Origin of the sequence: Buttiauxella gaviniae, from assembly GCF_040786275.1 — a bacterium.
Classification (GTDB): Bacteria; Pseudomonadota; Gammaproteobacteria; order Enterobacterales; family Enterobacteriaceae; genus Buttiauxella; species Buttiauxella gaviniae_A.
In genome coordinates this window covers 1,755,078-1,781,275 of the sequence record NZ_JBFMVT010000002.1, presented here as the reverse complement: position 1 = coordinate 1,781,275, position 26,198 = coordinate 1,755,078, and the positions used below count along the sequence as shown (strand labels likewise).

Below are 26,198 nucleotides of genomic sequence, written 5' to 3'. Positions count from 1 at the left end.
AAATTCTGTGCAATGGCGCTTCTTGATTCTGGCGCTCGACTCTTACAAAGGAAAATCATGGCCAGCGCTGCACAGTTGCTGATGCGGGAAAAGTTTGAAACGTGCCTGAGTGTGATTCGCCAGGCGTCATTGCAGATCCTGCCACTGCTCACTATCAAAGCCGTTGAAGGCAAAGATCCGCAGTGGTTTTTTCAACAGCTTGAACAGGCAAGACTTGCCCTGGGAAGCTGGATGGCGGTGGCAAAACGCTTAAATCTTAATGACGCTGAAATCTCTCATTTCACGCTGCTTTTGCGCCATTTGCAGCAACTGGTGCCGCAGTATGAAAGCGGTCAGGAAGTCAGCCATAATCAGCTTATCGCCGCCCTGCGATTCGTGAGTTCCCTTGAGTTAGTGCGTGCGAAGCAGCCGCTGCTGGGGTATTCCACCGAAGTTGAAAGCAATGATGAAAGCCAGCAGAAAAAAGCCGCCAGCCAGATGCGAGCCCTGGAACTGATGCTTAAAGGTCTGGTGAATCAAAGTTACCCCAGCCAGCCACAACGGGTACAAAAGCTGAAAACGCAGTTTGGCGCAGATTGCGTACGCCGCTGGCTGAAAAACGGCGAGCGGGGCGACATTCTCAGCGGCATGCGTTTTAGCGAACTGGCATTAATGGTGGTGGATAAAAAAGAGTACGCCAACCATTACGCTTCACTATTCCAGCATGCCTCGCAATTAAGTCTGCTTATCGATCAGCGCAAAACGCTGCAAACTTTTCTCGATGATGTGCGCGGTATTCGCAACGATCTCGTTCAATCGCCGCTTTTAACCTCTGTACAGCTTGCACTGCTCGATAGTTATTATCAGGAAAGCAGCGCGGCTGTTCAGCGCGCTTTTGATGAAGGGCGAACGAAAATCAATCCGGCCGCTTTTTTGGTGGCAGATGATGCGCAGTTGCAGGCATGGCTCGAGCAGGCTCGCAAAAAATACCAGGCAGAGGGGCGCGATACAGAAGCCGTGCGCGACACCATCGACAAGCCGGATTTACGCAATAACAAACGAAAACAAAACGGTAGCGAAACGCTAATGATGCTGCTGTGGGGCGTCGCCGGGGTGGCGGTAATCGGCGCGGTGATTGTCGGAATGTATCTCCTGAGCGATGTTACCAATAAACCGGCGGTGGCAAAAAGCCCGTCGGCGAAAACGGCAGGGATTGATTCACTTCCGGAAACCGAAAGCGCCCGTGAAAAGCTGGCGAATATTGGCATTGCGTGGGAAGAAGGCAATTTACGCTCGGCCATCGAACGCGGAGATGCCACGGTGGTGCGCCTGTTTATGCAGGGCGGTATGAACTGGGAAGTCTCTTACGCGGAATCGGCGCTGGCAGGAGATTACCGCGACGCACTCAATACTTTGCTGCAATACCGTTCGCAGATGGATGAAGCGCGCCCGTGTCGACGGATGATCAGAACGTTCAGCCAGGCGATGACCGACGGGCAAAGCCTGACATCGCTGCGTAAACAATTTTTGAAAACGTTTTGCAGCACGCCTGAAGCCATCAAACGGCAGAAAGAAGAGTTAGATCGCGCAAAACTACGGCTTAACGCGCAGCAGCAACGCAAAGAGCAATCTGCTGAGAAGGATGAAAAGCGGGCGGTAGAAATTCAGAAAGCAATTTATGACGCGATGCGGTGAGGGTGCCCTCACCGCATTTTAATCGTGTAGAAACCGACTAGCGCATAGTCACGAACTCTTCAGCCCCGGTCGGGTGAATCGCTACGGTGTTATCAAAGTCTTTCTTGGTTGCGCCCATTTTCAGTGCTACTGCAAAGCCTTGCAGCATTTCATCCATGCCGTAACCAATGCCGTGGATACCGACAATTTTCTCGTCCGGGCCTGCGCATACCAGTTTCATGCGGCACGGCTGGCGGTGCGAAGTCACTGCGGTGTACATCGCGGTGAAGGACGATTTATACACCTTCACGTTGCCGTCGCCGTACTGTTCACGCGCCTGCGGTTCAGTTAAGCCGACCGTGCCGATTGGCGGGTGGCTGAACACGACGGTTGGAATGTTGCTGTAATCCAGATGCTCATCCGGCTTGTTGTTAAACAGGCGTTCTGACAGGCGACGGCCGGCAGCAACGGCTACTGGCGTCAGTTCCACGGCACCTGTGTTATCGCCCACGGCATAAATACCTGGCACGTTGGTGTTCTGGAATTTATCGACTTCAATGTAGCCTTTGGCATTGGTTTTCACACCGGTTGCGGCCAGGTTGAAGTTGTCCGTTTCTGGCGCACGGCCAATCGCCCAAATCAGGCAATCAACGGTTTGAGAGCGGCCATCTTCGAGTTGCAGCGTCAGGCTGCCGTCAGCATTTTTCACTACCGCTTTTGGAACCGCCTGGGTGTGCAGCGTAGGGCCTTCGGTGTTAATTACTTCCAGCAGCGTTTCAACAATTAGCGGATCAAACGTACGCAGCGGGGCGTGTTGACGCACGAACAGATGCGTTTCAGACCCCAGGGCGTTTACCACGCCCGCGATTTCAACGGCGATATAACCTGCGCCGACTACCGCAATGCGTTTTGGCAAAGCCGGGAGGGCGAAGAAACCGTCGGAATCAATACCGTATTCAGCACCTGGAATAGACGGGCGGCTTGGGCGGCCACCGGTGGCAATCAGAATGTGGTCTGCGGTGATGGTTTCACCGTTGACTACAACGGTGTGCGCGTCGACAAATTTGGCAAAGCCACGAATCACATCAACGTTGTTTTTGCCCAGCACGTTGTCGTAAGAGGTGTGGATGCGGTCGATATACGCGGTGCGGCTGGCGATCAGTTTGTCCCAGTCGAATTTATTCACCGTGGTGTCAAAGCCGTAATCCGGGCCGTAGTTGTGAATGGCTTCGGCGATTTGCGCCGCGTGCCACATCACTTTTTTCGGCACGCAGCCTACGTTTACGCAGGTACCGCCCAGCTCTTTCGCCTCAATCAGTGCGCACTTCTTCCCATACATCGCCGCACGGTTAATGGAGGCAATCCCGCCGCTGCCGCCGCCAATGGCGAGGTAGTCATAATGTTTGGTCATGATGTTTCCCTATTGAGTCGAAAAATATGCGCGATTGTAGCGCGTCGCGTGTGTTTAGCACCAAGGTTCAACCGATGGCTGCGATAGCCGTTACTCAGGTACGACCCAGCTTAATGTGGTCGACCCGGTGCCTGCCGGAACCAGAGTTTTATGCAGCCACGGCAGTACATTATCCATTTGCTGTTCCAGTTTCCACGGCGGATTAATAACAATCATGCCGGAAGCGGTCATGCCGCGGCGGTCGCTGTCTGGCAGAACGGCCAGTTCAATTTGCAGAATGCGGCGGATGCCTGTCTCTTCCAGTTCGCGCAGCATACGTTTGATTTGCTGGCGCATAACAACCGGATACCACAGTGCGTAAGTCCCGGTGGCAAAACGTTTGTAGCCTTCGTTGATGCCGGTGACGACCGCCTGGTAGTCGGTTTTAATCTCATATGGTGGGTCGATAAGAATCAGGCCACGACGCGAAACCGGCGGCAGTTTGGATTTCAGTTGAGTGTAACCGTCAGCGCGTTCAACGCGGGCGCGGCTATCTTTCTGGAATTCAGAACGCAGCAACGGGAAATCTGAAGGGTGCAGTTCGGTCAGTTGCAGGCTGTCTTGCTCGCGCAGAAGCTGGCGTGCAATCAGCGGGGAACCTGGGTAATAACGCAGTTGGCCGCTGTGGTTGTAGGCTTTAACCGCGCTGATGTACGGCTCGAGTTCCGCAGGCAAATCATCTTTTTGCCAGATGCGGCCGATCCCTTCCAGATATTCACCGGTACGCTCGGCATGCTCACTACTCAGCTTGTATCGGCCAGCTCCCGCATGTGTATCGAGATAAAGGAAAGGTTTCTCTTTCTCTTTTAACGATTCGATGATTAAGGATTGAACGGTATGTTTTAGTACGTCGGCATGGTTGCCGGCGTGAAAGCTGTGACGATAACTGAGCATGGATGCAGGAATTCCGGAAATGAGAAAACAAATTTCACACAGTTTACCGCAGATTGCGGCAGATTACCGCAGAGGCTGGCCGGCTGTTTCGAACGGCCTGTCATAAAAGTATCAATTTGCTGCGCTAGCGTCGTATTCAGGCAAGGTAATTGTTTGAGTAAAAGGAAAAATAATGAAAATTCGTCTTTCGATGTTAGCCGTTTTGCTGACGGCGACACTGCCAGCGCTGGCGCAGGATGTTTCGTTAACCCAGGCGAGGGCTATTGCAGGAAGTGTTACGCCAGCTTCGAGTAGCCTGGTGTTTGATGCGCAGGAAAGTCAGTCGCTTGCGGCATTACGCCATGCTCTTAAAGGCGGTGCCGCTACCTTAAAACGCGAGCACCTGGCAAAAGCGGCGCAGAGCACAACGCAGGCTGATACCGCCTGGCTGAAAGCCAGTGGTTATGATTTCCAGACTAAAGCGAATCAGCAGGCGGGCATTGAATTGCTCTCCGCTTTTAGCACGCTTCTGGATTCGGTATTGCAGGCCAATCGCGACACAGTGGCAGCTATTAACCTGGACGCCACGCAAGCGGTGCGCCACCAGGCTCTTGCCGATGCGGAAGGCATTAGTTTTCTCTACTTCCTCAGTGACGCCATGGGGCCACGGCTTGGCAAAGCGTTTCTCACCGCCTATGAAAAAGGTGAGCTGGGTAAAGCGGCGGCGCTGATTAAAGCCAGTGAAGTCAGTACGGGGGCGGCGAAAAAACACTTCAACTACCCGCGTCCTTTCCTGGTCGAGGGGAATACCATTCATCTGGTGCCGGATGACGTGATTGTTCAGGACAACAAGCCCTACACGGCTGACGGCGGCTCATTCCCTAGCGGCCATACAAACACCGGTTACACCGACGCGCTGCTGATGGCGGAGATGATCCCGGAGCGTTTTGATGCGCTGGTTATACGGGGGGCTCGCTACGGTTACTCGCGCATCGTGCTGGGCGTACATTATCCGCTGGATGTAATGGGGTCGCGGATGGTGGCTGAGCGCAACGTTGCCCATTATCTTAACGACGATAAATACCGCGCATTGTTCAATGAAGCGCGCGACCAGCTACGCACCGCGCTGGAAAAAGAGTGCGGAAAGTCGCTTGCTGAATGTGCCGGCAGGGGTGGCAAAGACGATCTATATCGCGACCCGGCGATGAATACCTTCTATCGCTTCACCCTGACTTACGATTTACCTCAGCAGAAAGGTGAGCAACAGCAGATACAGGTGCCTGAAGGGGCTGAAGTGCTACTGAAAACCGCATTGCCGCATCTTTCGTCCGCGCAAATCCGTGCATTGATGGTGAAAACTGCAATGCCAGCGGGTTTTCCGCTCTCTGGCACAACCGCCGATCAACAGTTCTGGCAGCGTTTAAATCTGCCTGCCGCGTACGCAATGGCGCAAAAAATTCACTGATTGATGACCAGGGGCAACGCGTTTGCCCCGCTTGATCCTCCCCTGGCATTGAAATTAGCTACACTAAGCCTCATCTTAATAAGATTGCTTTTGTAGCGCGCGTGGCGCGCTCCATTTCTCAGATATCAGGAACCGCGCTTATGACTAATCCATTGTTAACGCCTTTCGACCTGCCGCCGTTTTCCGCTCTTAAACCTGAACATATCGTCCCCGCCGTGCAGCAAGCGCTGGATGATTGCCGTGCGAAAGTCGAAAGTGTCGTGGCTCAGGGTGCGCCTTATACCTGGGAAAACCTTTGCCAGCCGCTGGCTGAAGTGGACGATCGCCTGGGACGTATTTTCTCCCCAGTTAGCCATTTAAATTCCGTGCAAAACAGCGCGGAACTGCGCGAAGCCTATGAGCAGACGCTGCCGCTGCTGTCTGAATACAGCACCTGGGTCGGTCAACACGAAGGGCTTTATCAGGCTTATCGCAACCTGCGTGACGGTGCGAATTACGCCGATCTCAGCGTGGCTGAGAAAAAAGCTGTTGATAACGCGCTGCGTGATTTCGAACTTTCTGGTATCGGTTTGCCGGAAGAGAAGCAAAAGCGTTATGGCGAAATTGCCGCGCGTTTGTCTGAGCTGGGCTCCACCTACAGCAACAACGTGCTGGATGCGACGCAAGGCTGGACGAAACTGATTACCGACGAAGCGCAACTTTCCGGTATGCCGGAAAGCGCAATGGCGGCGGCGCGAGCTCAGGCCGAAGTGAAAGAACAAGACGGCTGGCTGCTGACGCTGGATATTCCAAGCTATTTGCCAGTACTCACTTACTGCGACAACCGCGAACTGCGTGAAGAGATGTATCGCGCCTATGCCACTCGTGCTTCCGATCAAGGGCCGAATGCAGGCAAGTGGGATAACACGCCGGTAATGGAAGAAATCCTCGCGTTGCGCCACGAACTGGCGGAGCTGTTGGGCTTTGGCAACTATGCGGAAAAATCTCTCGCCACCAAAATGGCAGAAAACCCGCAGCAGGTGCTCGAGTTCTTAACCGATCTGGCAAAACGTGCGCGCCCGCAGGGTGAAGCTGAGCTGGCGCAACTGCGCGAGTTTACGAAAAAAGAATTTAACGTCACCGAGCTGGAACCGTGGGACATCACGTATTACAGCGAAAAACAGAAACAGCATCTGTACAGCATCAGCGACGAGCAACTGCGCCCGTACTTCCCGGAAGACCGCGCGGTTAATGGCCTGTTTGAGGTGGTGAAACGCATTTACGGTATCACCGCGAAAGAGCGTAAAGACATTGATGTCTGGCATTCTGACGTGCGTTTCTTCGAGCTGTATGATGAAAAAAATGAGCTGCGCGGCAGCTTCTATCTCGATCTTTACGCTCGCGAAAACAAACGCGGCGGGGCGTGGATGGACGACTGCGTAGGCCAGATGCGTAAAGCTGACGGGTCGCTGCAAAAACCGGTCGCTTACCTGACCTGTAACTTCAACCGCCCGGTGAACGGCAAACCGGCGCTGTTTACCCATGACGAAGTGATCACCCTGTTCCATGAGTTCGGCCACGGTTTGCATCACATGCTAACCAAAGTCGAAACGGCGGGCGTTTCCGGCATCAACGGCGTGCCGTGGGATGCGGTGGAGCTGCCGAGCCAGTTCATGGAAAACTGGTGCTGGGAGCCGGACGCGTTGGCGTTTATCTCCGGCCATTTTGAAACAGGCGAACCGCTGCCAAAAGAGTTGCTGGATAAAATGCTGGCGGCGAAGAACTACCAGGCGGCGCTGTTTATCCTGCGTCAACTGGAGTTCGGCCTGTTCGACTTCCGCCTGCATGCTGAATTTAATCCGGAACAAGGCGCGAAGGTGCTGGAAACGCTGGCTGAAATCAAGAAGCTGGTGGCTGTTGTGCCATCACCGAAATGGGGTCGTTTCCCACACGCGTTCAGCCACATCTTTGCGGGCGGTTACGCGGCGGGTTATTACAGCTACCTGTGGGCCGATGTGCTGGCGGCGGATGCGTTCTCGCGCTTTGAAGAAGAGGGCATTTTCAACCGCGAAACCGGGCAATCTTTCCTGGATAACATCTTGACCCGTGGCGGCTCTGAAGAGCCAATGGAGCTGTTCAAACGCTTCCGTGGACGCGAACCACAGCTCGATGCGATGCTGGCTCATTACGGCATCAAGGGCTAAGTTATTCTGTGAAAATCTGTTTATTGACTGAATCAGGCGCCGACTCCGGCGCCTTATCTCTTTTAAGCGAGCGTTGGGGTCTGACGCACAATGAAGACGCGCTGATGGCGCTGGTTCTTACACCCGATCATCTCGAATTACGTAAACGCGACGAGCCAAAACTCGGCGGCATTTTTGTCGATTTTGTCTCAGGTGCGATGGCGCATCGTCGCAAATTTGGCGGGGGGCGTGGTGAAGCGGTGGCGAAAGCGGTCGGCATCAAAAGCGGCTATCTGCCCGATGTGGTCGACGCAACGGCGGGGCTTGGACGCGATGCGTTTGTACTGGCGTCTGTGGGCTGTCGGGTGCGAATGCTTGAGCGTAACCCGGTAGTAGCGGCATTGCTCGACGACGGCCTGCGCCGTGGCTATCAGGATGCTGAAATCGGCGGCTGGTTGCAGGAGCGCTTGCAACTGATCCACGCCTCGAGCCTGACGGCATTAAGCGATATTACGCCGCGACCGGACGTGGTTTATCTCGACCCGATGTTCCCGCATAAGCAGAAAAGTGCGTTGGTGAAAAAAGAGATGCGTGTGTTTCAGTCGCTGGTGGGGCCGGATGAAGATGCCGACGGTTTGTTGCTGCCCGCACAGAAACTGGCGATGAAACGGGTTGTGGTAAAACGCCCCGACTACGCGCCGCCGCTCAGTGGTGTGGAAACGCATAACGCGGTGGTGACCAAAGGCCATCGCTTTGATATTTATCCGGGGACGCCAGAGTAACTAAGCCCCTGCATTGCGGGGGTTCTCGCAAAAAAATTTATCACGGTTGTTTTGTGCATAACTTTTTTACGAGAGCCCTCGAAGAACATGGAGTTCACTCTTTTCATTCCCGCATAGAAAGCCCAATCTCATCTCACTGCAGCATTTAAGTAAAACCGCTCAATATTATAATGTTCTAAAATCGAGTTATGACTGTACATGTTATGGAGATCACTATGCCTGGTAAAAGGGAAGTAGAAGTCAAACTATCCGTTCGACCAACTGATGTTTTGCTCGAAAAGCATCATGAAAACAAAGCTGCTGGCTGGTATGAAGAAAACCGGGAGGCAATTGATGCTCTCAACGAATTTGTAGAAGAAAATGGATCGTTTAGCGACTTTCACAGGTCGTTCTGATGGAACAATTTGTTGCTTATGAGAACAAAGGTGGGGATAGGCTAACTTACCCTTATCTGATCAATATGCAGCATCCTGTTGCGAATGTGCTGAACCATGCTCTCGTGATCCCTGTTACGGGCTTGAGAGAAAATGGTGTACCACCACCCAAAAAAGTTTGCCCGGTGGTCACGATTGCAGGGCAAAACTGTGTGGCTTTGACCCATATGATGGCAGGTATCCCTTCCAAAGAATTGGGGTATCCCATTCAGGATTTAAGCCCTGAAAGGCATAAGCTTCGGGATGCCGTTGATTTCTTAATAAATGGCTACTGATAGAAACGAAAAAGCCCCGCGATTCTTGCAGGGCTTCATGGTTATTAAACCTTAATCTTCGTCTTCATCGCGCAGCGGAACAATCAGCATATCAACGTGGACGGTGTTGATAAGCTGGCGCGCGGAAGACATCAGTTTGCTCCAGAAATCCTGGTGATGGCCGCAAACCACTAAATCCATATCGTATTTCTTAATGGCATCCACCAGAACCTGGCCAAGATCGCCGCTGCCGCTCAGGGTTTCAGTAATTGGGTAACCCGCACCGGTAGACAGTTCACTCAGTGCATGGTGAGTTTCTTCAGAAATGCGCTTTTGCATATCACCCAGATTTACATCAATCAATCCGGTGTAGAGATCGGAGTAATTTACATCGACATGAATCAGGGAAACCTTCGCGTTGTATGGACGAGCCATAGAAACTGCTTTTTCCACCAGTACTTTGCTCTCCGGGGAGAGATCTACCGCGATCAGAATGTGTTTGTAAGCCATAATTTTACTCCTTCCATAAGATGTCGATGACCAGCCTGGTCGGATAGCACGATGCGTGTTCGCCAGCGCCACCCGCGTGTAAAGACCTAAATTATAGATGATATTTCTACCCTATAACGAACGATAGAAACCGTCAATGCGTCACCCTTTTTTCCATTGAAGCCAAAAATGGCTGTTATCGCCTTGATAAAGATTAACGATGTGGCAAAAAAATTAACGGATCTCCTACACTATTAAATAAGCCGTTCCGGAATATACCCGTCGTCTTTCAAGTTGCATGTGCGTTGGCTGCGTTCAATTGCCCGAATCACTTACCAGTGTAAGCTCATCGGGACTTATTCTCTTGCCGCCTGCCTGTAATTCGAAATCCATTGGGTATAGTAATGTGAACCGGATCTGCTTTTTGGGCTCGCTGAACGGTCTTTCTGGTTTTCGGGGTGTGCGGTTGCTCTGGCGTGATGTTCTGGGGCTTCACCGGGGGGGATATATGATGATCAGCACCGTCGCGCTTTTTTGGGCGCTTTGTGTAGTTTGTGTTGTGAATATGGCGCGTTATTACTCATCTTTGCGCGCGTTGCTGGTGGTACTGCGCGGGTGCGATCCGCTGCTGTATCAGTATGTCGATGGCGGCGGTTTTTTTACCGCTCACGGCCAGCCCAGTAAACAGATTCGCCTGGTGAGTTATATCTACGCCCAGCGTTATCTGGACCATCACGACGATGAGTTTATCCGCCGCTGTGAACGTCTACGCCGCCAGTTCATTTTGACGAGCGCGTTGTGTGGATTGGTGGTGATAAGCCTCATCGGGCTCATGATCTGGCATTAGGCCAGCAGGGCGCATAAAAAAAAGCGGGCCAGTTAACTGACCCGCTTTTGTTTTATCTATTCTGAGTGGTTTTGCGGTGGATGGCGCTTTCGCTTATTCACCCTACAAATCGTAGGTCGGGTGGCGCTTTCGCTTATTCACCCTACAAATCGTAGGTCGGGTAAGCGCTAGCGCCACCCGACGTTTAACCATCACGATCTAGATAAAGTGCAGTGAAATCCAGTATAAGCAACCAGAAAGCAGAATCGACACCGGCAATGTAAACACCCAGGCCATCAGGATGTTCGTCACTGTTTTACGCTGCAAACCGCCACCATCAACCACCATCGTCCCCGCTACGGAAGAAGAAAGCACGTGAGTCGTGGAAACCGGCATACCGGTGTAGCTTGCAATACCAATGGAGACGGCGGCTGTCATCTGCGCGGACATACCTTGCGCATACGTCATACCTTTCTTACCAATCTTCTCACCAATAGTGGTCGCCACACGACGCCAGCCAATCATGGTCCCGATGCCGAGCGCCAGAGCGACCGCCATAATGATCCAGATTGGTGCGTACTCGATGGTATACAGCAGGTCAGTTTTCAGCTCTTTCAGGAAGCGCTTATCGTCCGGTTTGGTTTCCGGCAGATTCGCGACTTTCTCTGAGGTATCAGAGATGCAAAGCAACAGACGGCGCATATGGCTGCGCTGCTCGATGCTCAGCTTGTCGTAGCTATCGATAGTGCCCAGAAGCTCTTTCGCACGCTGCACGGCAATCATGGCGCGGCTGGCATCGCAATGGAACTCAGCAGGCTTATCCTGGCCCTGAACTTCTTCAGGCGTAGGGATGGCCGGATTGAGATCGACAACGTGCTTAATCACATCGCCGTGCTGCGCATAGTACTGCTCGAGGTGAGTGATGGCATCGCGGGTACGAGCAATGTCGTAGCCGGAAGCATTCATATTCACCACAAAGCCCGCAGGAGCCACACCAATCAGTACCAGCATGATCAGGCCGATACCTTTCTGACCGTCATTCGCGCCATGAGAGAAACTCACGCCAATGGCAGAAATAATCAGGGCGATACGTGTCCAGAATGGAGGCTTTTTCTTGCCGTCTTGTTTTTCGCGCTCAGCAGGTGTGAGGTGGATACGGCGGCGCTTTTTGGTGCCGCTCCAGTAGCGACGTAACAAAAAGATTAGCCCGCCCGCAATCACCAGACCCACAAGTGGAGAAAGGATTAACGACATGAAAATCCCAATCACTTTCGGGATGTTCAATGCATCTACAACCGACGTGCCGGTCATCAATGCATTCGTCAAACCAATACCAATGATGGCACCGATAAGCGTATGGGAGCTGGAAGCCGGCAGACCAAAATACCAGGTGCCGAGGTTCCAAATGATAGCGGCCAGCAACATAGAGAACACCATGGCGAGGCCATGAGCGGACCCTACGTTCAACAGCAGATCGGTTGGCAACATATGCACAATCGCATACGCAACACTCAATCCGCCGAGCAGAACGCCGAGGAAGTTAAATAACGCCGCCATTGCCACCGCGAGTTGCGATCGCATTGCACGGGTATAAATAACCGTTGCCACTGCGTTTGCAGTGTCATGAAAACCATTGATCGCTTCGTAGAAGAGAACAAATGCCAGAGCAAGTAATAACAATAGCCCGGTATGCAGATCCAGGCCGGTAAACAGAAATTCCATAGACGTTACGCCATTTTGAGGACATGAACGCGGCGCATTATGTAAGACAACTCCGTAATGCGCCAACAGAAATATGGACTTTTCTTGATGTTTGTTCGTTCAGAGTCAAACAACGAAAAGATTTACATATTTATTTTCAATCACCTGCAATTGTTAAGACGCATTTAGCTGGTGCGACCAGCCCGCTATCTTTACAATTCCTTGCATTAAGCATAGTCGGGAGTAGGTCGTGGGAAAGTTTGATGCCGTTATTATTGGTGCGGGTGCCGCAGGAATGTTCTGTGCAGCGATGGCTGGGCAGGCAGGCAGCCGCGTGTTGCTTATCGATAACGGGAAAAAACCAGGCCGTAAAATCCTGATGTCCGGCGGAGGCCGCTGCAACTTTACTAATCTTTATGTCGAACCTGCGGCATATCTCAGCCAAAACCCTCATTTTTGCAAATCTGCGCTGGCGCGCTATACCCAGTGGGATTTTATCGACATGGTCGGTAAACACGGCATTGCCTGGCATGAGAAGACGCTAGGCCAGCTTTTCTGCGACGACTCGGCGCAACAAATCGTCGATATGCTGGTTGCTGAATGTGAAAAAGGGCAAGTCACCACGCGCCTGCGCAGTGAAGTATTAGAAATAGAACGTGATGAAAACGGCTACACCCTCCAATTAAACGGTGACACCGTACAAGCGGCAAAATTGGTCATCGCAACAGGCGGCCTCTCCATGCCTGGCTTAGGTGCCACGCCGTTTGGCTACAAAATTGCGGAGCAGTTCGGGCTGAAAGTATTGCCAACTCGCGCCGGTCTGGTGCCATTCACCCTGCACAAGCCGTTACTCGAGCAGTTACAGGTGCTGTCGGGCGTTTCTGTTCCGTCAGTGATTACTGCGGAAAATGGCGTCAGCTTCCGTGAAAGTTTGCTGTTTACCCACCGTGGATTATCTGGCCCTGCGGTCTTGCAGCTTTCCAGTTACTGGCAGCCTGGTGAGTTTGTGAGCGTTAACTTACTTCCGGATACCGATCTGGACGAGCTTCTCAACGATCAGCGTAACGCCCATCCGAATCAAAGCCTGAAAAATACCCTGGCAATGGTATTGCCGAAACGCTTGGTCGAGTGTTTGCAGCTTCTTGAGCAAATTCCTGACGTCACCCTTAAACAACTCAATGGGCGTCAGCAAAGCGAATTAATCGAAACCCTGCAAAACTGGCGCGTGCAGCCGAACGGCACAGAAGGTTACCGCACCGCAGAAGTGACGTTGGGAGGGGTCGATACCAACGAACTGAGTTCGCGTACGATGGAAGCCAAAAAAGCGCCAGGCCTTTATTTCATCGGTGAGGTTATGGACGTAAGTGGTTGGTTAGGTGGGTATAATTTCCAATGGGCGTGGAGCTCAGCCTGGGCTTGTGCTCAGGATTTGGTTGATGTGTCCAAATAATAAAGGGCGTCAGGATACAAGATAATATCGGCCAGGCCTGTGACAGGCAGATCTATTTCTTTGGCCGATATTTTTCTGGCAGCTCCGGCACCGGACGCCTGTCATCGATAAGGTGAAGAACCGTTAATATCGGATGATGCCAAAGCATACGTGGCCCTGCCCAACGCATTATCTGCTTCATCTCTTCTCTTTTTTCAGGTTGATAGCAGTGCACGGGGCATTGTTTGCAGGCAGGCTTTTCCTCGCCAAAAACACATCTATCAAGGCGTTTTTCTGCGTAGGAATTCAGTGCCCGGTAATGCCCTTCTTCCTGAAGAGCCTGAGGGCATTTTTGTTCATACAGAGCGATCATTTTACCGATCGTTAGTTTCTCTCGGCCGATGTGTTTTCCGGACATGCTGATTACCATTTCATAAATGGTATATATGATGCACTTTTAAATATGAGATGCATCTTTTTTATTCAGATCATCACTGCTCCGCGCCAGAACGCCCGTCAAAATGCGTTGGAATGCATCCCGCCGTAAACGGCGGGAAACTTTCACAAGGCTAATTCATCAACGACTTCTGCGACGCTTTTAACACCCTGGATACTGCCGATGCCGGTACCCAGTGAGATATAGCCTTCGTCGGTGTTGCCTTCGAGCATGCCGATACGTAATCCGCGCAAACCGCCCATCGTTTTACCTAACTCTTCGTTACTGGCTCCCGCTTTATCCATCTGTACTAATTTTTCGGCCAGTTTGCCGGGAAGTGAACGGTAGTAATCGGGTATCGTGCGGAAAAGCATCATATCCAGGCCGTCGGCCTCGATGATTTTGTCTTTCACCGATTGGGGTACGCGGCTTTCTTCCGTGCTGATGAATACGGAGCCTGCGAATACGCCACTGGCTCCAAGGGCGTGGGCTGCTCTTGCGGTACGGCTATCGGTAATGCCACCCGCCGCCAGCACCGGTACGTTCCGCACCGCGTCGGCAATCAGCGGCACGATAGAAAATGTCCCTAAAGCCTTGCCCGGCAATGTACCGCCCTCGTCAAAACCGGTTGCTACAATAATATCTGCGCCAGCGGCTTCGGCCAGGCGGGTATTTTCTGGGGTTGGATTGATATCGCGGTAGATGATACTGACGCCCGCTTCTTTTAGTTCGTTAAACAGAGCGGGGATTATTGCGCCATCGCCATAGCCGGTGTAAACCACGACTTTGACGCCTTCTTCCTTTATCACCCGCAGAATTGGCGGCGTCCAGACATCGTTCTCCGGTGTCGGGATCAGGTTTACGCCAAAAGGTTTTTCGGTCAGCTTTTTAGTTTTACGAATTTCTTCGCGCATTTTTTCGGCCGTCTCTTCCGGCGTGGAAACCGCGGTTTCGGCCGTTAAACCTGCGTTTGGACCCAACACGCCAAGCCCTCCGGCATTACTGACGGCAGCGACTAAACGGGCATCGGTAAGCCAGGATAAAGGCCCCTGAATCACAGCTTTTTCTATGCCAAGAATCTGGCAGATACGGTTATTTTGCATGACGGAATTTCCTTGTTCAGGCGGCCTGCAACAGGCCACCTTAAAATAGTTTTAGGTTTCGAAAGGGTGCTGCGGGCATCTCAGCTTTCGGAATGGGGAGAGTGTAAGGAGTGAAACTATTCAGAAAAATAGCGAAAACAATTCATCACTATTACAAAATAAGTAACAATATGGGCCTCCAGTTTATTTCCCTCCCTTTAAAAGAAGCGCGCGATGCAAATCAATCTTTTTGAATCCATTAAGATTTTTATCGAAATTGTTGAGTCGGGGAGTTTTACCCAGGCGGCGGAAAACCTGCAAATCCACCGTCCCGCAGTGACCAAAGCCCTGCAACAACTAGAGCAGCACAGCGGCGTGCGTTTATTACAGCGGACAACGCGGCGGATTAATCTGACGCCCGAAGGGGAAGAGTTTTATCGCCGCAGCAAACCCTTGCTGGCACAGGCGGATGATTTACTGGAGTCGTTCGCTCCCAACAATGCCCTGCACGGGCAACTGCGTGTGGATATGCCAATCGCTTTTGCCGCATTACGGGTCGTGCCGAATCTTCCTGATTTTTACCGGCAGCACCCCGACATAGAAATCATCCTGAGTAGCTCCGATCGTCGTCGCGATATGCTGCGTGACGGGCTCGATTGTGTATTGCGCATGGGGGCGCTGGAAGATGGGGACTATATCGCCCGTCCTATGGGCAATATTAAAATGACGACCTGCGCCAGCCCTGCGTATCTTGCGGTTCACGGCAGGCCAGAAACGCTGGAAGATTTGCAGCATCATCAGGCCGTGAACTGGATTAACAGCAACAGTCGCCAGATTCTGCCGTGGACATTCCAGACTGCGTCGGGCATCGAAGAAATCCACCTACCCGGTAAGCTGGTGCTGGATAACTCCGAAGCCTATATTGCCGCCGGGCTGGCTGGTATTGGGCTGCTACAGGGCATGAATGTTTTCTTACAGCCTTATCTCGATAGCGGTCGCCTGGTGGAAGTGCTCCCGGATTACCCCGCACCTCAGCGCAAATTGTCACTGCTTTACCCGCATCGCCATCTTTCTCGCAAAGTGCGGGTATTTGCCGAGTGGTTAGAGACGTTGTTGTAGGAATCCGTTATCCGTATGTCCCCAATTTGCCAGCAAAATTTATTGTCAAAAATGGGGTTAGACGACACACTTCTGTGTCAATTCATCTGGGTCATCAGGCCGCAAGCAGGGTAAGTAGTGAGCGAAAAAACAGCAGCGTTGTCTTCAAAACGGGCATTTCACTATGCGTCTTTCCGCAATTTATTTTTTGCTCGCCTGCTGACGGTTTTGGGCAATGGAATTGCGCCTATCGCACTGGCTTTTGCTGTGCTCGATATGGGCGGCACCGCGGCTGATTTGGGCATTGTTATTGCCGCTCGTTCTATTTTTAACGTCGCCTTTTTGCTGATTGGCGGTGTGCTCGCCGATCGCTATTCCCGAAGCAAAGTTCTGCTTTTTTCCTCCACTATCGCCGCAGTTTCTCAGGGAGTTGTCGCCTGTTTGGTTCTGGATGGATCGGCAACCATTACTTTGCTCGCGCTTCTGGGGGCGATAAACGGTGCGGCAGCGGGCACTTCGCTGCCAGCCTCACAATCCATGGTTCCACTGACTGTTCCACCGCATAGCCTGCGGGAAGCTAACGCTTTTATTCAACTGGGGATTTATGGCGGGACGGTAATTGGCGCGTCGTTAGGCGGCGTGCTGATTAGCGTTATGGGGCCGGGTTGGGGGCTTGCGATTGACGCGTTAGGTTTTGCGGCCTCGGCACCGCTCTATTTAATGACCCGCACTCTTTCAGCAAAACCAATCGGTACGCAATCCAACCTCTTTCAGGATTTAAAAGACGGCTGGGCTGAATTCATTTCCCGCTCCTGGGTGTGGGCCATCGTGGTGCAATTTACCATCGTTAATGCCGCATTCAGCGGCGTAATGATGGTGCTTGGCCCAGTGGTTGCAGATGCCACGTTTGGCCGCGCAGGTTGGGGTATGGCAATCGCTGCGCAAAGCGCTGGCCTGATTGTGGGCTCTTTTATTGCGCTGAGATGGCGACCAAAGCGGGACTTATTGATCGGCACTATTTTGGTGGTGTTTTGTGCCGGGCCAATTGCAATTCTTGGCCTGATGCCATCAACGCCAATGCTTATGACCGCCTTTTTTATTGCTGGGGTAGGTTTTGGCTTATTCGGCGTCGTCTGGGCGCATTCTCTGCAAACCCATATTCCGCCGGAGAAACTGGCGCGCGTGTATGCCTATGACGCTCTGGGATCTTTTGTCGCCATTCCCATCGGTGAGCTTGCCGCAGGCCCGCTGGCGATGCACTACGGCACCACGCGTGTGTTGCTCGCTTCGGCCATCGCTGTGGTGCTGGCGACTCTCGCCGCCAGCTTTACTCCCTCAATCCGGCGGCTTGATAATTCAGCTCGTTCGACGCACGTTTCTACATAATGCGAACGACTTATTGAGCAGATAAGGCCGCAAATACCCCACGGTATTAGAAAGCGGCAGAACATCATCGTGCAGTTGAATATTTAGCACATCGCGGATGTACGCCCGGCGGGCGGAAATTCGCTGCCACAGCTCAGGGTAAAGAGCCGCAATTTGCAGACGCAATGATTCATCCGCAAGGGCGATGGTGTCTTCGATGCTGGCGCCGGCATAGCCTTTGCGTGAGGGAATAATGTCGATCTGCAATAGCATTCCGCTGGCTAAAGGAATATCTGATGCCGGGTAAATCGGCGAGCAAAGCCACTCTTCGTCAGCAACTAAATGGCCCGGATTGAGGTGCCAGTGGTATTCAGCTTTCGGCAGAACGCGCTCAATCAGCTCATACACTTCATGGCCTTTCACGCCGATGCGCATATTTTCAAGCCAGCTTACGACCGCGCGATAATAGGGAATGGCAACCACGTCGAGATAATCTCTTACGTCTGCATGAAGTTCCTCGGCTTCGTTTACCACATACGCCGCGCGGCTGGTTAAACCGCCTTTGTAGCTCACGGTTAATGAGAATTTATCCCCAGCCTGAATTTTTTTATCCGAAGGGTATAAATTCGCGTTGTCAAAACGCTCGCCTGTTGCGGCAATGGTCACCACGTTATTCGCTTGCCCTTCGGCAGCCAGCAATGCGGCAATCGACTTTTCCGTTTTCCCCAATTCAATCGCATTTAACGCGGTTAGGGCCGCACTCGATGCCAGGTTTGCCCCGTATTCATAATGGGCGAGTTCATTGGCGTTGTTGATTATGCGAGCCCCATCGCGTGGCGAAATAAACAAATGGGTGGCGTTCAGTAATTCACATGCAGGCGTGAGAGCGGTCTGGAGCGCCTGAAAAATAAAGGTTGGAATATCAAACAGCGAGGTCGTGTCTTCGTGTGTGCTGGTGAAGAGTTTCCAGCCCGCAACGCCGACGCGCTGCTTTCCGGTTAGCCCGGCAGACTGTAAAACTTCGCTCAGCGAAAGCGCCGTTTCCATAGGCTGGTTGGGGAGAGAAAACCACGGGGCATGCACCGGCCTTGCTGAAATTCTGCAGTGCTGCGCCAATTTGAGGTTTTCATTTCCCAGCACCAACACCGCTTCGCCATTTTTGTGCAGCACCAGCAAGGCTTCTTCAAAGCGCGGAATAAAGCCGGTCAAATACTCAAAATTTCCGCCATGCTCTTTATCGGCGTAGATGACCAGCGAATCAAGGTTCTGTAGCGCCATACCCTGCAGTATTTTGCGGCAGCGTTCCTGAATCGTCTGGTCGTTTAATGTAACGCTCGGGATGCCAGGGTAAATCTCCGGCTGCTTGATGGCGACCAGGGTAAAAGATGAATCGGTTTGTGGCATGGGTTTAGCACTCCTTTTTCCTTTTCCACACCATGAACCTTAATTTATCTTGCAGCAAACGAAGCCGTTTTTTCGTTAAGAGAAATGATAAGTGAATACATTTTCCTACCCCGGCAATCTGCTTTTCGGCCTCCCTTGACCCAGTAACACAGCCAGTTTGGTTCCACCCTTGGTGGTTTCCATCAGGATTTTACAGACGCTGGTCAGCGGGACTGAAAGCAACATGCCCACCGGGCCGAGTAGCCATCCCCAGAACAGCAATGAGAGGAAGACCACGAAGGTCGACATTCCCAGCCCGCGGCCCATCATTCGCGGCTCGATAATGTTGCCGAGCACCATATGGACAACCAGGAATAGCACGCCGACCAGCACCATTTCATAGGTGCCGTTGAAGAGAAATGCCTGAATCATCGGCGGAATAGCAGAAATCACCGAGCCGATATTCGGGATGTAATTCAATAAGAAGCCCAGCACGCCCCACATCAGCGCAAACTGTACATTTAACAATTCCAACCCGAGCCAAATAATCAGCCCGGTCCACAAGCTAATAAGCGTTTTTAGCGCCAGATAATGTGTCACGCCTTTAAGGGCGCGGTGCAGGCTGGCGATATGGATTTTGGGATTCGAGAGAGCAAAGCGCAGTTTGTAAGGAACGTGGCGCACTTCGAACAGCATGAATACGACCGTCATCACCAGCAGCAAAACGCTGGCCATCGCCCCGGAAAGACCCGTCATCAGGGTTGTGGCATAAGACATCACTTTTTCTGAGTCCATACGCTGCAACATGCGTTCAGGCGATAATCGCAGATGCATAAACGGCAGCATTTTTTCGATTTCGTAGACCTTTTGCGTCAGCATCTTGTTGTATTTCGGCATCAGATCGATGAATTCACTCATCGACGCTGCCAGCACGCCGACCAACATCGTCAGCACAACCAGCATCGCAAACACAACCATCGAAATCGCCAGCGGGCGATTCACACCCCGGCGGATAAGCCAGGTGACTAGCGGGTTAAGTACAATGGCAAAAAAGAGCGCCAACAAAAGCTGGACGATAATGTCTGCCGCAGCATGAATACCGGCGAGAATAATCACCAGCGCGGAGAGCTTTAAAAGGATATGTAGCCCGGTTTTATCGGGTTCTGGAGAAAGCATGAAAAGGTCCTGTCTACGAGGGATCTTCTTAGTGTAGCGCTTCGTTTGTTTCTCACTTGCAGGTTGAGTCTGAAAGTCTGTAGCTGAAATGTGAAACGCGACGTGGTTATACTGGGGAACGCTGTTTTATAAGTGAATGATTATGCCTGATCTCACACCCGCCCCTGCCACAAGCAGTTTCCGCCTCAATCTACAGATTGTCTCCGTAGTGATGTTCAACTTCGCCAGCTATATGACCATTGGCCTGCCGCTGGCGGTGCTGCCCGGCTATGTTCATGACGTCATGGGTTACAGTGCGTTTTGGGCAGGGTTGGTGATTAGTCTGCAATATTTCGCCACGCTGTTGAGTCGCCCTCATGCCGGGCGCTACGCGGATATTCTGGGCCCGAAAAAAATCGTCATTTTCGGTTTGTGCGGCTGCTTCCTCAGCGGCATGAGCTACATGCTCGCGGCGCTGGGCAGTGCCTGGCCGTTGGTAAGCCTGGTGTTGCTCTGCCTGGGGCGCGTTATTTTAGGAATTGGGCAAAGTTTTGCGGGCACCGGGTCAACCCTGTGGGGTGTCGGCGTCGTGGGGTCGCTACATATCGGGCGAGTGATTTCCTGGAATGGTATTGTCACCTATGGCGCGATGGCGATGGGTGCGCCACTGGGCGTGCTGTTCTATCACCTCGGCGGGCTCAAATTATTAGCCGGAATTATTATGGCGGTGGCCCTGATTGCGGTGCTGCTGGCGCTCCCACGCCCGGCGGTAAAAGCCAGCAAAGGCAAACCGCTGCCGTTTCGTGCGGTGCTTGGGCGCGTCTGGCCTTACGGTATGGCACTTGCGCTGGCATCGGCGGGGTTTGGCGTTATCGCAACCTTCATTACGCTGTTTTATGACGCCAAAGGTTGGGACGGCGCGGCTTTCGCATTAACACTATTTAGCTGCGCGTTTGTGGGCACTCGCTTACTTTTCCCGAATGGCATTAACCGGCTTGGCGGCCTGAATGTGGCGATGATCTGTTTCCTGGTCGAGATTATCGGTTTGTTATTTGTGGGCTTTGCGGTTGAGCCCTGGATGGCGAAAGCTGGCACGTTCCTGACCGGTGCGGGTTTCTCGCTGGTGTTCCCGGCGTTAGGTGTAGTGGCGGTGAAAAGGGTGCCGCAACAAAACCAGGGCAGCGCACTGGCGATGTATACCGTATTTATGGATTTATCGCTGGGGATTACCGGGCCATTAGCCGGATTTGTGATGGCTTACGCGGGTGTGTCGTTGATTTATCTTGCGGCAGCGATGCTGGTTTGTATCGCATTGGTCATGGCGTGGCAGCTAAAAAAACGGCCTCCGATTGAGCAACCGGAGACCGTTTCATCATCACAATAATTACTTGATGGTGATGGTATTAATGATGTTTTCAGCGGCAGTTTGCGCCTGCTGCTGGTTATCCGCAGGCAGCGTTATCTGCATGGTTAACAGTTGGTTATCCACTTTACCCAGAATTACGGATGAGTAAGCGGTCTGGCCTTTGGCTGAAATGATACTGTCGAGCTGTTGCAGCGTGTGGCCTTTGATCTCAACGGATTTATTGGTCACCACTTGCAACTGTGGGTCACGAGCGCGTTGCTGATCTTCAAGACGTTTTGCTAAAGCCGCCAAATCGTCAGGTGTGTTTTCACCGACAATCACAATCACCGCTTTCTGACCAGTTGCATCAGAATAGACGTGCATGTTGTTTGCCTGAGTTCCCACTTTACCGCTCTGGTCGGTCATATCCGCAGGCAGCGCAAAGCTGATTTTCCCGTCCAGCAGGCTAATCGGTTGACCGGCTGCGCTACTTTCCGCCGCAGGTGTGGTTGCGGTTTTGCTGTCGTTGTTATCGCAAGCGGCCAGGCCCAATACCAGCAGGCCAATACCGACATATTTTACCAGGTTACCCATGACTTCTTCCTTTACGTTAGCAAGCCTTTTCGGCCAATCTCAGCATCTTATCACAAGATAATTCAACCACCGTCAACCCGGCTGTAACGCCGAACTTTCAGACTTATCTGCCAGTCGTTTCAATAACATATTCAGCAGGACGCCATACATTGGCAGGAAGAACACGATGCTGATTAATACTTTAAAGCAGTAATCGACGATAGCGATCTCGACCCAATGCTGCGCCATAAAGGCATCCGGGCTGCGCCAGAAAGCAATAAAGAAGAAGGAGAGCGTGTCGCTGATATTACCGAAAAGTGTAGATGCCGTTGGCGCAAGCCACCAGTAGCGGCTCTGGCGCAGCCGATTAAAGACGTGAACGTCCAGAATCTGCCCCAGCGCATAAGCCATGAAACTTGCGGTAGCGATACGGGCGACAAACAGATTGAAATGCGTAAGCGCCTCAAATCCTTGCCAGGTGCCCATATAAAACAGCGCGGAAATACCATAGGAGATGATCAGCGCAGGCAACATTACGGCAAAAATAATCCGTCGAGCGAGAGGCGCGCCAAAAATGCGTACCGTCAGGTCGGTTGCGAGGAAGATAAACGGAAAGCTGAACGCGCCCCAGGTGGTATGGAACCCAAAAACCGAAACCGGTAATTGCACCAGATAGTTGCTGGAAGTGATCACCAGCAAATGGAATAGCGATAGCCAGAACAGCGCTTTAGTGCGCTGAGTAGAATTGAACTGCGTCATTTTGTAGCCTTTTTAGTGAAAGGGGTGAGGGAACCCTGGTCTTTTTAAAGCGGGGGCGATGATACTGCTTTAACCCCGCTTTGCAATGGTTAATTTTAGCGCAATCGTTCACGTGACTTGCGCGATAATCTGCCCGGCGTAAACTAGCGCGGTTTGTTAAATCCGAGACTGCTCATGACCGATCTTTTTTCCAATCCTGACCATACGCTTGATGCTCTGGGCCTGCGCTGCCCTGAACCGGTAATGATGGTCCGTAAAACCGTCCGCGGTATGCAGTCTGGCGAAACCTTACTGGTGATCGCTGATGATCCCGCGACTACGCGTGACATCCCCGGTTTTTGTGTTTTTATGGAACACGAACTGCTTGCGAAACAAGTGGAATCATTGCCTTACCAATACCTGCTGCGTAAAGGCCAATAATTTCGCCATAGCCCTTTGCTCCCCGCTTTGGGCTTCTGAACCCTCTTTGCATCTGCCTTGAACTTCGATTTCATTTTTTGTCGCTTTTTGTGAAGTGCTTCACCCTCGCTTTTTTCCCCGTAGTCTAATTTTTAAACGACAAAATAAAACATTGTTTTACTTCTTACCTCACATCCCTACCTCTGCTGGAGCGACACAATGAAGAAGACTTTTCTGCCTGCTTTCGCTGGTTTATGTCTGTCTACCGCATCCGTTTTGTTTGCGCAAAGCGCACTTGCACAAGTGATTAAAGCCGCTGATGTTCATCCGGAAGGCTATCCAAACGTGGTGGCGGTTCAGCATATGGGTGAAAAACTCAAGCAAGAAACTAACGGTGATTTAGAGATTAAAGTGTTCCCCAGCGGCGTGCTGGGCGATGAAAAACAGATGATTGAACAGGCGCAAATGGGCGCAATCGACATGATCCGCGTTTCGATGGCGCCGGTTGCCGCAATTCTGCCGGATGTCGAAGTCTTTACCCTACCGTACGTGTTCCGCGATGAAGATCATATGCACAAAGTGATCGACGGCGATCTGGGCAAGCAAATTGGCGATAAGCTAACCAATAACCCGAAATCGCGCCTGGTGTTCCTCGGCTGGATGGATTCCGGCACGCGTAACCTGATTACCAAAAACCCGGTGGTGAAACCGGAAGATCTGAAAGGGATGAAAATCCGCGTTCAGGGCAGCCCGGTTGCGTTAGCCACGCTGAAAGACATGGGGGCCAACTCGGTCGCGATGGGCGTGAGCGAAGTGTATAGCGGGATGCAAACCGGCGTTATTGACGGTGCCGAAAACAATCCACCGACGTTTATTGCCCACAACTACATGCCGGTCGCGAAAAACTACACGCTGAGCGGCCACTTCATCACGCCAGAAATGCTGCTTTATTCAAAAGTGAAGTGGGACAAATTAACGCCTGACCAACAGCAAAAAATCCTCAAACTGGCGCGTGACACGCAAATGGAACAGCGCGAGTTGTGGAATGCCTATAACACGCAAGCGCTGGAAAAAATGAAAGCCGGTGGCGTTCAGTTCCACGAAATCGACAAAGCCTGGTTTGTGAAAGCGACTGAGCCGGTGCGCAAAGAGTACGGCGATAAGCATCAGGATCTGATGAAAGCCATCTCTGATGTTCAGTAATTTTTATCGCTAACGCTTTCGTGGAGGGCATCTTATGTCCCAACGCTACTCAGATGTGATGGATAAAGTTTATTTGCTGGCGATGTTTGTGGCGGGGCTATCTCTGCTGGTGATGACGGTCATTATTCCGATTGGGATTTTCTCACGCTATGTCCTTAACCGTGGAGAGTCCTGGCCGGAACCAGTGGCAATAATCTGCATGGTGACCTTTACGTTTATTGGCGCGGCGGTCAGTTACCGCGCCGGTTCGCATATCGCGGTGAATATGCTGACAGACCGTCTGCCGCTGGCATTGCAGACGTTTTGCGCGCGTGTCGTTGATTTACTGATGCTGCTGATTTCGGTGGTGATGTTTTATTACAGCTACTACCTGTGCGCAGATTTGTGGGAACAACCTGTTGCTGAATTTCCGGTGCTCACTTCCGGCCAAACCTACTTGCCGCTGCCCGTTGGCGCGGTGTTGCTGATTTTGTTCGTTGTCGAGCGGTTGCTGTTTGGTTCTCAAGAGAACCGTCCGGTAGTGCTGCTTGGTAATCACGGTTAAGGCTGGGGGAAACATGGACGCATTTATATTACTCGCAACGCTTGGCGTGCTGCTCGCGGTGGGAATGCCGGTGGCCTTTGCCGTTGGGCTAAGTGCCATTGCTGGTGCGCTATGGATAGATTTGCCGCTGGAAGCGATCATGATTCAAATCACCAGCGGGGTGAATAAATTTACTCTGTTAGCGATACCGTTCTTTATTCTCGCGGGTGCGATTATGGCCGAAGGGGGCATTGCCCGTCGCCTGGTCAACTTTGCCTATATCTTTGTTGGCTTTATTCGCGGCGGCCTGTCGCTGGTGAATATCGTGGCGTCCACTTTCTTCGGTGCGATTTCTGGATCGTCAGTGGCGGACACGGCATCCATCGGCAGCGTGATGATCCCTGAAATGGAAAAAAAGGGGTATCCGCGCGAATATGCAGCGGCCGTAACGGCGAGCGGCTCGGTGCAGGCCATTTTAATTCCCCCAAGTCATAACTCGGTGATTTATTCGCTGGCGGCAGGGGGCACGGTTTCCATTGCCACGCTGTTTATCGCCGGGGTTTTGCCGGGGTTACTGCTCGGTTTCTGCCTGATGATCCTTTGCCTGGGCTTTGCCCATAAACGCGGTTACCCAAAGGGTGAGCGCATTCCCTTTAAACAAGCGATAAAGATTTTCTTCGATGCCCTGTGGGGCCTGATGACGGTGGTTATCATCCTCGGCGGGATTCTGACGGGAGTGTTTACCGCGACGGAATCAGCGGCCGTGGCCTGCGTTTGGGCGTTCTTCGTCACCATGTTTATCTATCGTGACTACAAGTGGAACGAACTGCCGAAGCTAATGTTCCGTACCGTAAAAACTGTTTCTATCGTCATGATTTTGATTGGTTTCGCAGCGGCGTTTGGCGCGGTAATGACGTACATGCAACTGCCGTCGCGCATCACCGAGTTCTTCACCTCGCTGTCTGATAACAAATACGTGATTCTGATGTACCTCAACATCATGTTGCTGCTGATCGGCACGCTGATGGACATGGCGCCGATCATCTTGATCCTGACCCCGGTGTTGCTGCCGGTGACCAATTCACTGGGTATTGATCCGGTGCATTTCGGGATGATCATGATGGTGAATTTAGGGATTGGTTTGATCACCCCGCCGGTCGGTTCGGTGCTGTTTGTCGCCAGTGCGGTGAGCAAGCAGAAGATCGAAGTGGTGGTGAAAGCGATGTTGCCGTTCTACGCCATGTTGTTGGTGGTGCTGGGGTTGGTAACGTATATCCCGGCGGTTTCGCTCTGGCTGCCGCATGCGTTAGGGATGAATTAACTCGCTCTAATCGGTGGATGGCGCTGACGCTTATCCAC

At 52.1% G+C, this 26,198-nt stretch carries 25 protein-coding genes; 15 read left to right on the top strand and 10 right to left on the bottom strand.

The window, feature by feature from the left end; genetic code table 11:
- Nucleotides 1-57: 57 nt before the first annotated feature.
- The gene (locus AB1E22_RS08935; protein WP_367595013.1) at nucleotides 58-1,674 is read left to right on the top strand and encodes an STY4199 family HEPN domain-containing protein; all 1,617 of its coding nucleotides are present in this window, start codon (nucleotides 58-60) and stop codon (nucleotides 1,672-1,674) included.
- A gap of 37 nt (nucleotides 1,675-1,711) precedes the next feature.
- On the opposite strand, the gene gorA is transcribed toward AB1E22_RS08935, so the two are convergent.
- On the bottom strand, nucleotides 1,712-3,064 hold the full coding sequence (gene gorA / locus AB1E22_RS08930; protein ID WP_367595012.1) for a glutathione-disulfide reductase: 1,353 nt from the start codon (nucleotides 3,062-3,064) through the stop codon (nucleotides 1,712-1,714).
- A 90-nt stretch (nucleotides 3,065-3,154) separates the two neighbouring features.
- Nucleotides 3,155-3,997 (bottom strand): 23S rRNA (adenine(2030)-N(6))-methyltransferase RlmJ, encoded by an 843-nt coding sequence (locus tag AB1E22_RS08925; protein WP_367595011.1) that lies wholly within the window; start codon nucleotides 3,995-3,997, stop codon nucleotides 3,155-3,157.
- A 172-nt stretch (nucleotides 3,998-4,169) separates the two neighbouring features.
- Here AB1E22_RS08925 and AB1E22_RS08920 point away from each other — a divergent pair, with 172 nt between their 5' ends.
- From AB1E22_RS08920 to AB1E22_RS08900, 5 genes are all read left to right on the top strand, one after another.
- Entirely contained in the window at nucleotides 4,170-5,441 is a 1,272-nt protein-coding gene (locus tag AB1E22_RS08920) for an acid phosphatase (RefSeq protein WP_367595010.1), read from the top strand.
- A 140-nt stretch (nucleotides 5,442-5,581) separates the two neighbouring features.
- Nucleotides 5,582-7,624, top strand: a complete 2,043-nt coding sequence (prlC, locus tag AB1E22_RS08915) for an oligopeptidase A (RefSeq protein ID WP_367595009.1) — start codon at nucleotides 5,582-5,584, stop codon at nucleotides 7,622-7,624.
- Between the two features lie 8 nt (nucleotides 7,625-7,632).
- Nucleotides 7,633-8,385, top strand: a complete 753-nt coding sequence (gene rsmJ, locus AB1E22_RS08910) for a 16S rRNA (guanine(1516)-N(2))-methyltransferase RsmJ (protein WP_367595008.1) — start codon at nucleotides 7,633-7,635, stop codon at nucleotides 8,383-8,385.
- A 215-nt stretch (nucleotides 8,386-8,600) separates the two neighbouring features.
- The gene (locus AB1E22_RS08905; protein WP_367595007.1) at nucleotides 8,601-8,780 is read left to right on the top strand and encodes a type II toxin-antitoxin system CcdA family antitoxin; all 180 of its coding nucleotides are present in this window, start codon (nucleotides 8,601-8,603) and stop codon (nucleotides 8,778-8,780) included.
- Nucleotides 8,780-9,094: a CcdB family protein gene (locus tag AB1E22_RS08900; protein WP_367595006.1), complete on the top strand. Its 315-nt coding sequence runs from the start codon at nucleotides 8,780-8,782 to the stop codon at nucleotides 9,092-9,094. Before AB1E22_RS08905 ends, AB1E22_RS08900 begins: the two co-directional genes overlap by 1 nt.
- Nucleotides 9,095-9,145: 51 nt before the next feature.
- On the opposite strand, the gene uspA is transcribed toward AB1E22_RS08900, so the two are convergent.
- Nucleotides 9,146-9,583: a universal stress protein UspA gene (gene uspA, locus AB1E22_RS08895; protein ID WP_034460563.1), complete on the bottom strand. Its 438-nt coding sequence runs from the start codon at nucleotides 9,581-9,583 to the stop codon at nucleotides 9,146-9,148.
- 490 nt (nucleotides 9,584-10,073) lie between these two features.
- On the opposite strand from uspA, the gene uspB reads away from it, so the two are divergent.
- Complete coding sequence (gene uspB, locus AB1E22_RS08890; protein ID WP_034460561.1) at nucleotides 10,074-10,409, top strand: universal stress protein UspB; 336 nt, start codon at nucleotides 10,074-10,076, stop codon at nucleotides 10,407-10,409.
- Between the two features lie 198 nt (nucleotides 10,410-10,607).
- On the opposite strand, the gene pitA is transcribed toward uspB, so the two are convergent.
- Nucleotides 10,608-12,110, bottom strand: coding sequence for an inorganic phosphate transporter PitA (pitA, locus tag AB1E22_RS08885; protein ID WP_367595005.1), 1,503 nt, complete (start codon nucleotides 12,108-12,110; stop codon nucleotides 10,608-10,610).
- 229 nt (nucleotides 12,111-12,339) lie between these two features.
- Between pitA and AB1E22_RS08880 the strand changes: the two genes are divergently transcribed.
- Nucleotides 12,340-13,539, top strand: a complete 1,200-nt coding sequence (locus AB1E22_RS08880) for an NAD(P)/FAD-dependent oxidoreductase (protein ID WP_367595004.1) — start codon at nucleotides 12,340-12,342, stop codon at nucleotides 13,537-13,539.
- A 52-nt stretch (nucleotides 13,540-13,591) separates the two neighbouring features.
- Here the strand turns inward: AB1E22_RS08880 and AB1E22_RS08875 are convergent, their stop codons facing one another.
- Nucleotides 13,592-13,936: a nitrous oxide-stimulated promoter family protein gene (locus AB1E22_RS08875; protein WP_367595003.1), complete on the bottom strand. Its 345-nt coding sequence runs from the start codon at nucleotides 13,934-13,936 to the stop codon at nucleotides 13,592-13,594.
- Between the two features lie 143 nt (nucleotides 13,937-14,079).
- Nucleotides 14,080-15,057, bottom strand: a complete 978-nt coding sequence (locus tag AB1E22_RS08870; protein WP_367595002.1) for an NAD(P)H-dependent flavin oxidoreductase — start codon at nucleotides 15,055-15,057, stop codon at nucleotides 14,080-14,082.
- A gap of 213 nt (nucleotides 15,058-15,270) precedes the next feature.
- On the opposite strand from AB1E22_RS08870, the gene AB1E22_RS08865 reads away from it, so the two are divergent.
- Nucleotides 15,271-16,155, top strand: a complete 885-nt coding sequence (locus tag AB1E22_RS08865) for a LysR family transcriptional regulator (RefSeq protein WP_367595001.1) — start codon at nucleotides 15,271-15,273, stop codon at nucleotides 16,153-16,155.
- A 117-nt stretch (nucleotides 16,156-16,272) separates the two neighbouring features.
- Nucleotides 16,273-17,520 carry an MFS transporter gene (locus AB1E22_RS08860; RefSeq protein ID WP_367595000.1) on the top strand — a complete coding sequence of 416 codons (1,248 nt, stop codon included), beginning with the start codon at nucleotides 16,273-16,275 and terminating at the stop codon, nucleotides 17,518-17,520.
- Here the strand turns inward: AB1E22_RS08860 and AB1E22_RS08855 are convergent.
- Both AB1E22_RS08855 and AB1E22_RS08850 read right to left on the bottom strand, forming a co-directional pair.
- Nucleotides 17,491-18,903: a M24 family metallopeptidase gene (locus AB1E22_RS08855; RefSeq protein ID WP_367594999.1), complete on the bottom strand. Its 1,413-nt coding sequence runs from the start codon at nucleotides 18,901-18,903 to the stop codon at nucleotides 17,491-17,493. The two genes, AB1E22_RS08860 and AB1E22_RS08855, sit on opposite strands and share 30 nt — an antisense overlap.
- Nucleotides 18,904-19,008: 105 nt before the next feature.
- Complete coding sequence (locus AB1E22_RS08850; RefSeq protein ID WP_367594998.1) at nucleotides 19,009-20,058, bottom strand: AI-2E family transporter; 1,050 nt, start codon at nucleotides 20,056-20,058, stop codon at nucleotides 19,009-19,011.
- 136 nt (nucleotides 20,059-20,194) lie between these two features.
- Here AB1E22_RS08850 and AB1E22_RS08845 point away from each other — a divergent pair, with 136 nt between their 5' ends.
- Nucleotides 20,195-21,421, top strand: a complete 1,227-nt coding sequence (locus AB1E22_RS08845) for an MFS transporter (protein ID WP_437178377.1) — start codon at nucleotides 20,195-20,197, stop codon at nucleotides 21,419-21,421.
- On the opposite strand, the gene AB1E22_RS08840 is transcribed toward AB1E22_RS08845, so the two are convergent.
- Both AB1E22_RS08840 and AB1E22_RS08835 read right to left on the bottom strand, forming a co-directional pair.
- Entirely contained in the window at nucleotides 21,422-21,976 is a 555-nt protein-coding gene (locus AB1E22_RS08840; RefSeq protein WP_367594996.1) for a DcrB family lipoprotein, read from the bottom strand.
- A 72-nt stretch (nucleotides 21,977-22,048) separates the two neighbouring features.
- Nucleotides 22,049-22,714: a 7-cyano-7-deazaguanine/7-aminomethyl-7-deazaguanine transporter gene (locus AB1E22_RS08835; protein ID WP_367594995.1), complete on the bottom strand. Its 666-nt coding sequence runs from the start codon at nucleotides 22,712-22,714 to the stop codon at nucleotides 22,049-22,051.
- A gap of 174 nt (nucleotides 22,715-22,888) precedes the next feature.
- Here AB1E22_RS08835 and tusA point away from each other — a divergent pair, with 174 nt between their 5' ends.
- The 4 genes from tusA to AB1E22_RS08815 all read left to right on the top strand — a co-directional run bounded on the left by tusA (nucleotide 22,889) and on the right by AB1E22_RS08815 (nucleotide 26,160).
- Complete coding sequence (gene tusA, locus AB1E22_RS08830; protein ID WP_367594994.1) at nucleotides 22,889-23,134, top strand: sulfurtransferase TusA; 246 nt, start codon at nucleotides 22,889-22,891, stop codon at nucleotides 23,132-23,134.
- Nucleotides 23,135-23,332: 198 nt separating this feature from the next.
- Nucleotides 23,333-24,316 carry a TRAP transporter substrate-binding protein gene (locus AB1E22_RS08825; protein WP_367594993.1) on the top strand — a complete coding sequence of 328 codons (984 nt, stop codon included), beginning with the start codon at nucleotides 23,333-23,335 and terminating at the stop codon, nucleotides 24,314-24,316.
- 34 nt (nucleotides 24,317-24,350) lie between these two features.
- Nucleotides 24,351-24,860: a TRAP transporter small permease gene (locus tag AB1E22_RS08820; protein WP_367594992.1), complete on the top strand. Its 510-nt coding sequence runs from the start codon at nucleotides 24,351-24,353 to the stop codon at nucleotides 24,858-24,860.
- 13 nt (nucleotides 24,861-24,873) lie between these two features.
- A complete protein-coding gene (locus AB1E22_RS08815) occupies nucleotides 24,874-26,160 on the top strand; it encodes a TRAP transporter large permease (protein ID WP_367594991.1) in 1,287 nt (428 codons plus the stop codon).
- Nucleotides 26,161-26,198: the final 38 nt, after the last annotated feature.